A 7,210-nucleotide genomic window follows, 5' to 3' on the forward strand; every position below is an offset into this window, starting at 1 on the left:
CACCCGCAACGCCCGTTCCCATTCCTTGTAAGGTACTTGCAATAACCAGTGTGGTTAAATTTTGTGAGAAAATCGCCACCAGCGTTGATAAGCAAAAAAATCGTCATTCCAACTAAAATAACAGGACGACGCCCTACTTTGTCGGAAATAGGTCCGTAAATTAACTGTGAAAAACCATAAGAAAAAAGATAGGCACCCATGACTTGCTGTACCGCCCCCGTTGGCTCACCAAAGTAAACGGCCATATCAGCAATGACAGGAACATAAATAGTTTGGGTCATTTGACCCACAGCAACCAGTGCAATAATCAATAATAATAGATTTGCATGCTCTAACTTTCTCATTTCTTTTCTTTGCTCAAGAATTTCAGATAAATAAATTAACGGACAGACGCACACTACAGAGAATTTATAAAAATAAACTCCGCAAAATGCATGTCTTTTCAGAATGAGACTAAGTTAACAAATTTGGAGAAATTTGCGAGATAGCCAGCAATTTTTGTTTAAAGATTAATGTCAGAGAAATACACCATAGTTGTCAATATAAATGTACATATTGTGTCATTTATTGACAAAATCTTAGATTAATCACATCACCACACCATCTTGATAAATAAAAAACCGCTTCCTATTTAGAATAACTAAGCAACATAAGCATGTTTATCAAAGGAGATAATCTCTATGGCTAATTGGGTGAATGGAAAAGTGACTCAAGTTCATCACTGGACTGATGCGTTAATAAGTCTCGTCGTCAATGCTCCTATTGATAAGTTTACAGCTGGGCAATTTGCAAAATTAGCGCTAGATATTGATGGCGAACGAGTACAACGTGCTTACTCTTATGTCAATGCACCAAATGATCCTAACTTAGAATTTTATCTTGTCACTGTCCCCGAAGGAAAATTAAGTCCTAAGTTAAGCGCACTTAAAGTCGGTGATGAGGTAATGGTTACGGAGCAAGCCAGTGGCTTCTTTGTATTAGAAGAAGTTCCCACAGCAAATACACTTTGGATGCTTTCGACTGGAACGGCTATTGGACCGTTTCTCTCTATTTTGCAATTAGGAGACGATCTTGAGCGATTTGAAAATATCGTGCTTGTCCACGCTGTTCGATATGCTAATGACTTAAGCTATTTACCTTTAATGGAAAAACTCGTTCAACGTTATCAAGGCAAATTACGTATTCAAACCATTGTCAGCCGTGAAAATCATATTGGCTCATTAACAGGACGCATTCCTGCACTCATTGAAAGTGGTGCTTTAGAAAAAACAGTTGGCCTAACCATCAGCCCTGAAGAGAGCCATATTATGCTCTGTGGTAATCCTCAAATGGTCAGAGACACTCAACAACGCTTAAAAGAACAACGGGAAATGCGTAAGCACTTACGACGAAAACCCGGACATATCACCAGCGAGCAATATTGGTAATAAGGCAAAAATAAAGGTGAGCCTATTTCTCTCACCCTTATTTATTTTATGTTAATAATCATAAATTAACGCCAGCGACGGTAGTCTACTTGCTCGGTTTGTTTACCAAAATAATTTTCACCGTCATTACCAACAAATACACCGCAATCAAGCAACATAATCATCCCGATAAAAGAGGGAAGAAAACGTCCCAACGCCCATTGCCAAAATGGTTCTAAACTACTGGTATCGGCTAATCCTAACATCACGGCAAGTAACAGTAATAAAAGCCATATTCCTCTTTTATTTCTATCATGGAGCCTTTTCGTAAAAATTGCGCACAATGAATAAAGAATAAAGAAAATGAATATCCACGTCACCATAGTAGGTAATGGATAAATCATATCATTAATCATAAACAGGCCTAAAAACAGTGCAAAACAGACACCAAAACCAACCCAAAAGTCACGACGCCCAATTCGTCCTTTGAATGAAAATGCCCAATGTTGTAAAGTCATAAATTCTCAATAATTTACTTAAGTTGTGAATTACACTGTCCATTTAGTATCAAATAATACAGACTAACCAATAACAGCACAGACAAGCGGAGGACAGATGATAAAAGTAAACACTCTTTCTACGTTATACCTGATAATCATAAGCATTGCGCTTTGTTTGCCAACTTCAGTTTTCGCAACAGAGATGTCTGTCGCACAAAAACAGCCCACTAAAGATGATATTGGCTATCTTAAACAGGATGCACCTATTTTTGAGATAACGATCCCGGAACTTAGGGCGAAGTTCAATCAACAAAATCCATTGTTATCACTTAATGAATATAAAATTATCACTAATCACGATATTGCAATCCCTCTTGTCAGAGCTGCAACACGTATCACGCCTAATCTCTATTCATCTGCCATATTAGAGCGTGGTAGCGAAAAAATAAAAAGTTTACAGCTCACGTTGATCCACTCTCCTGATTCACCTGAATTAGAAAAAATAAATCGCGAACTCACAACACAATACATTATCACTTTGGTCGCTCAATTTGACCCGTCAATAACCCAAGAGCAAATTCAAGAGGCTCTTAATTTATTCGCCTTTAAAAATCAAACTTCTGATTATATTAGCCATGATGTGGGCGCGATCCGTTATATTATTGCCCATGAAGATAATCAATTAACCACCTTCGCCATTGAACCGATTAAGCTTTCTTTAAACAGCAAGATCGTTTCAGCTATTCCGTGATAAAAAACAAAGCTATTCTATTCATTGTTCTCTATACTGTTGTGCATCAACAGAATTCGTGTTTATTAGCAAACTAAATTTAAACCACTCGGTTGGAGGAAAAGTTATGCGCCATCCATTAGTCATGGGTAACTGGAAACTCAACGGCAGCATTCATATGGTTCATGAATTAATTGCTGCACTACGTAAAGAAGTTAGCGGTGTTGCAGGTTGCGATGTTGCTATCGCACCACCGGCAGTTTACCTATGCCAAGCACGCCATGAAATTGGTGGAAGCCGTATTGCATTAGGTGCTCAAGATACAGGTGTTAACTTATCAGGTGCTTTCACTGGCGAAACTTCCGCAGAAATGCTGAAAAACGTTGATGTTAAATACGTTATCATTGGTCACTCTGAGCGCCGTACTTATCATAAAGAATCTGACGAGTTTATCGCTCAAAAATTCGGCGTGTTAAAAGAGTTAGGTTTAACGCCAGTATTATGTATTGGTGAAACTGAAGCAGAAAACGAAGCGGGCAAAACGCAAGAAGTCTGTGCTCGCCAAATCGATGCCGTGTTAAATGCACACGGTGCGGCTGCATTTAAAGATGCGGTTATCGCTTATGAACCAATTTGGGCTATCGGTACAGGCAAATCTGCAACTCCAGCACAAGCTCAAGCTGTTCATAAATTTATTCGTGATCATATTGCGAAGAAAGATGCCGCTATTGCTGAACAAGTTATCATTCAATATGGTGGCTCTGTTAACGATAAAAATGCAGCAGAACTGTTTGGCCAACCAGATATCGATGGTGCATTAGTCGGTGGCGCTTCACTGAAAGCTGACGCATTTGCCGTTATCGTTAAAGCAGCAGCACAAGCTAAAGCGAAAAAATAATTTTTGTCTTTCTGGCCTATGCCATTAATCGATAAAAAATAGAGAAAATCACCTTACTGAATATCAAACAGAAGGTGATTTTTTTTATTTTGCTCACCTTGACTTAATCAACGACGACTAATTTCATCAAATACTCCCCCTGTCGCAAAATGTATTTTCTGAGCCGATTGCCAATCTCCAAAAACATCATTAAGTGTAAAGAGTTCTAGTTTTGGAAAACGGCTTTGGTATTTCTCTGCTACTGCTTTATCTCTGGGACGATAATAATTTTTTGCCGCGATCTCTTGTCCTTCTGGTGAGTAAAGATAGTCTAAATACGCAGTGGCAATTTCTCGTGTTCCTCGTTTATCGACAACCTTATCAACTACCGACACGGTAGGCTCAGCAAGAATAGATACTGAGGGTGTGACTATCTCAAATTTATCAGCCCCTAATTCATTAATCGCTAATAACGCTTCGTTTTCCCATGCAATTAAGACATCACCAATACCTCGCTCAACAAAGGTATTTGTTGCGCCTCTTGCGCCTGAATCTAATACTTCCACTTGCTGATAAAGTGCTTTAACGAAAGTTTTGGCTTTTTCACTATCTTGATGATTCGCTTTTAACCCATAGCCCCATGCCGCAAGATAGTTCCATCTTGCGCCACCAGACGTTTTGGGATTAGGTGTAATAATGGAAACACCCGGCTTAATTAATGAATCCCAATCCACTATTTGCTTAGGGTTTCCTTTCCTCACCAGAAAAACGATTGTTGACGTATAGGGTGCTGAATTATCAGGTAATCGTGTTAACCACTGCTTATCAATCCGTCCTCTTTGCGCAATCGCATCGATATCATAGGCAAGGGCTAATGTGACAACATCCGCTTCAATACCATTGATAACCGATGTTGCTTGTTTTCCTGAACCACCATGTGATTGGCGAATAGTGACTTTATCACCTGTTTTTTGTTCCCAATACTGGCTAAATGCTTGGTTATACTGTTGATAAAGTTCTCGCGTCGGATCGTAAGAAATATTTAATAACTGAATATCTTTAGCCCATAGATTATTGGAAAAAAACAGTGCAACTAAAGTCGTTGATAATAAACCCCATCGTTTAAACATAACTCTCCATCCCCTATTATTAAATGTCTCATTAGGCTGACAGAAAGTTTTATAACGATGAAATAACAAAAAACAGATGGATATGCACAACGGGAATATGGCTACCAACATAAGGAGGATAAGAAGAAATAAAGAAGGATAGAAAGAACTAAATGAAATGTTTTCACTCGAGAAGCTACTCTGACACAGAAATAACGTGTATCAGAGCAGTTCACGAATAAGGATAGAACTCAGAAAGATTTTGGTATTGCGGAAATTCGATTAATTAATACAGTTTTTTCGCTGTTTCATACCAATCCGCTTTAAAGACACGCTTCATATTCATGACCGCATCAATAATATCATGGTGAACCAGCTTTTCGTTTTGAATACCAACACAACGACCACCATAACCTTCTAATAGCAGTTGTACAGAATAAGCACCCATACGTGAGGCTAAAATACGATCGTAAGCAACTGGAGAACCACCACGTTGGATATGGCCTAATACCGTTGCACGCGTTTCATGTTTAGTTTCAGCTTCAATAAAACGCGCTAATTCATGAACATCACAGACGTGTTCGGTGATTGCGACGATTGCGTGACGTTTACCACGTTCAATACCTGCTTTGATTTCTGCCAGTAGCTCATCACGATTAAACGGTAATTCAGATTCAGGCAGAACAACAAATTCACAGCCCCCTGCGATTGCCGCAGACAGTGTTAAATCACCACAGTAACGTCCCATCACTTCTACAATAGAGATACGCTTGTGAGACGTTGAGGTATCACGTAAACGGTCAATCGCTTCAACCGCCGTTTCTAACGCCGTGAAATAACCAATAGTGTAATCAGTACCAGCAACATCATTATCGATTGTGCCGGGTAAACCGATACATGGAAAACCTGCTTCCGTTAATTTTTTTGCACCCAGATAAGAACCATCGCCACCAATGACGACTAAGGCATCAAGCTCATTTTGTTTCATATTTTCGATGGCAACAGCACGCACACTGTCTTCACGGAATTCAGGGAAACGAGCAGAACCAAGGAATGTACCACCACGATTGATCATGTCTGATACGCTAAAGCGGTCGAGTTTTTTCATGCGATTTTCGTATAGCCCCATATAGCCATCCATAATCCCATAAACCTCTAAACCTTCACTTAACGCGGCACGAACAACACCACGGATTGCGGCATTCATACCTGGTGCATCACCACCACTTGTTAAAACCCCAATTCTTTTGATCCTATTGACCATGATCACCTCTGATTCTTATTCGATGTAATTATTGCAAAATTGTTGGAATAACTTTTTATTTCAATACCGGTTTATCTGGTGTAATTATCCGATATTACAAATGCTGAATTGATTCAACAATACCATTGTACGCATATTTTTTACCAGTTCATCATTATCGTACATTTTTTTTCATAAACTTGATGCGCATTAAACTAATCAGATAGCTTGTATAAAGTTTAGACTAATCTATCTCAAATATATTTCCCTAATAAGTTAACACTTTTTATACAGACACTTTACTGCCTTTTTGCATTCATCTCAAAGAATCGCTATTTATGCTAAAAAAATAGCATCGGCATATTTTGACAAATATTCAGTTTTCTCTGGTGTGATATTCTATCTACCGTTTATCTCTCTATTTTGTGGTGTCATCCTTTTAAAGAAAAAAAGATCTAGGGTACATTTGTGAGCAACAACAAAGTTCTCTCGTTGATTTACCGCTTTTCAATCTAGACTGATACAGTGGAACTTTCACTTAATAGGAGGTTTTATGTTTGATTTAACGGGTAAAATCGCTTTAGTTTCAGGTGGCGCAAAAGGCATTGGTAAAGGTATTGTCATCGCCCTAAAAAAGAGTGGTGCTAAAGTTATCATTGCGGATATTGATGATGTTGCAGGCAATAAAACAAAACAAGAATGGGATGTTGAGTTTATGCACCTTGATGTGACTCATCAATCCGCCTGTGAAAAAGTGATTGATGAGATTGTCAAAGAGCATGGCAAACTCGATATTCTTTGTTCCAATACAGGTATTTTCCCTCAAGCCACCATTAAAGAGATGACGGAAGCTGATTGGGATAAAATGCATACTGTAAACTTAAAAGGCATGTTCTTTTTAGTTAAAGCGGCACTACGTGTAATGGAGAAACAAAAACAAGGTCGAGTGATCATTACCTCGTCCATTACAGGCGCGATTACGGGTTATCCAGGTTGGAGCCACTATGGCGCAAGTAAGGCAGGACAACTAGGTTTTATGCGTAGTGCAGCACTAGAATATGCACGTCATGGTATTACGATAAATGCAGTCATGCCGGGAAATATCCTTACAGAAGGCTTACAAGCCCAAGGTGAAGCGTATTTAAACCAAATGAAAGCGTCAATCCCAACACATACGTTAGGTGAGCCTGAAGATATCGGCTACGCCGCCGCGTTCTTTGCCTCAAATGAAGCAAAATATATTACAGGTCAGACAATTATCGTCGATGGTGGACAGATTTTACCTGAATCTCCAGAGGCGTTGTTGTAGGTATTATCAGCAAGCTTCTAAAAATGAATTAGAAGC

General features: G+C 39.0%; 7 protein-coding genes and 1 pseudogene. 4 read left to right on the forward strand and 4 right to left on the reverse strand.

Translation table 11 applies throughout. The features are described from left to right. Window positions 1–344, reverse strand: a pseudogene (locus BHE89_RS05980) (MFS transporter); the annotation flags it as partial. 336 nt (window positions 345–680) lie between these two features. Between BHE89_RS05980 and fpr the strand changes: the two are divergent. Next, window positions 681–1,427 (forward strand): ferredoxin--NADP(+) reductase, encoded by a 747-nt coding sequence (fpr, locus tag BHE89_RS05985; protein WP_069366844.1) that lies wholly within the window; start codon window positions 681–683, stop codon window positions 1,425–1,427. 65 nt (window positions 1,428–1,492) lie between these two features. On the opposite strand, the gene BHE89_RS05990 is transcribed toward fpr, so the two are convergent. After that, window positions 1,493–1,924, reverse strand: a complete 432-nt coding sequence (locus BHE89_RS05990) for a DUF805 domain-containing protein (protein ID WP_069366845.1) — start codon at window positions 1,922–1,924, stop codon at window positions 1,493–1,495. Window positions 1,925–2,021: 97 nt separating this feature from the next. On the opposite strand from BHE89_RS05990, the gene BHE89_RS05995 reads away from it, so the two are divergent. Both BHE89_RS05995 and tpiA read left to right on the forward strand, forming a co-directional pair. Continuing rightward, complete coding sequence (locus tag BHE89_RS05995; protein WP_069366846.1) at window positions 2,022–2,657, forward strand: DUF1454 family protein; 636 nt, start codon at window positions 2,022–2,024, stop codon at window positions 2,655–2,657. Window positions 2,658–2,763: 106 nt separating this feature from the next. Beyond that, a complete protein-coding gene (tpiA, locus tag BHE89_RS06000) occupies window positions 2,764–3,534 on the forward strand; it encodes a triose-phosphate isomerase (protein ID WP_069366847.1) in 771 nt (256 codons plus the stop codon). 107 nt (window positions 3,535–3,641) lie between these two features. Here the strand turns inward: tpiA and BHE89_RS06005 are convergent, their stop codons facing one another. Continuing rightward, entirely contained in the window at window positions 3,642–4,643 is a 1,002-nt protein-coding gene (locus BHE89_RS06005) for a sulfate ABC transporter substrate-binding protein (protein WP_069366848.1), read from the reverse strand. 265 nt (window positions 4,644–4,908) lie between these two features. Further along, complete coding sequence (gene pfkA, locus BHE89_RS06010) at window positions 4,909–5,886, reverse strand: 6-phosphofructokinase (RefSeq protein ID WP_069366849.1); 978 nt, start codon at window positions 5,884–5,886, stop codon at window positions 4,909–4,911. A gap of 532 nt (window positions 5,887–6,418) precedes the next feature. On the opposite strand from pfkA, the gene fabG reads away from it, so the two are divergent. Continuing rightward, entirely contained in the window at window positions 6,419–7,174 is a 756-nt protein-coding gene (gene fabG, locus BHE89_RS06015) for a 3-oxoacyl-ACP reductase FabG (protein ID WP_069366850.1), read from the forward strand. Window positions 7,175–7,210 lie beyond the last annotated feature (36 nt).

This window comes from Shigella sp. FC1967 (assembly GCF_001743005.1).
Classification (GTDB): Bacteria; Pseudomonadota; Gammaproteobacteria; order Enterobacterales; family Enterobacteriaceae; genus Proteus.

Coding starts and splice junctions, on each gene's coding strand:
- fpr (WP_069366844.1), top strand. CDS start 681: ATGGCTAATTGGGTGAATGGAAAAGTGACTCAAGTTCATCACTGGACT.
- BHE89_RS05990 (WP_069366845.1), bottom strand. CDS start 1,924: ATGACTTTACAACATTGGGCATTTTCATTCAAAGGACGAATTGGGCGT.
- BHE89_RS05995 (WP_069366846.1), top strand. CDS start 2,022: ATGATAAAAGTAAACACTCTTTCTACGTTATACCTGATAATCATAAGC.
- tpiA (WP_069366847.1), top strand. CDS start 2,764: ATGCGCCATCCATTAGTCATGGGTAACTGGAAACTCAACGGCAGCATT.
- BHE89_RS06005 (WP_069366848.1), bottom strand. CDS start 4,643: ATGTTTAAACGATGGGGTTTATTATCAACGACTTTAGTTGCACTGTTT.
- pfkA (WP_069366849.1), bottom strand. CDS start 5,886: ATGGTCAATAGGATCAAAAGAATTGGGGTTTTAACAAGTGGTGGTGAT.
- fabG (WP_069366850.1), top strand. CDS start 6,419: ATGTTTGATTTAACGGGTAAAATCGCTTTAGTTTCAGGTGGCGCAAAA.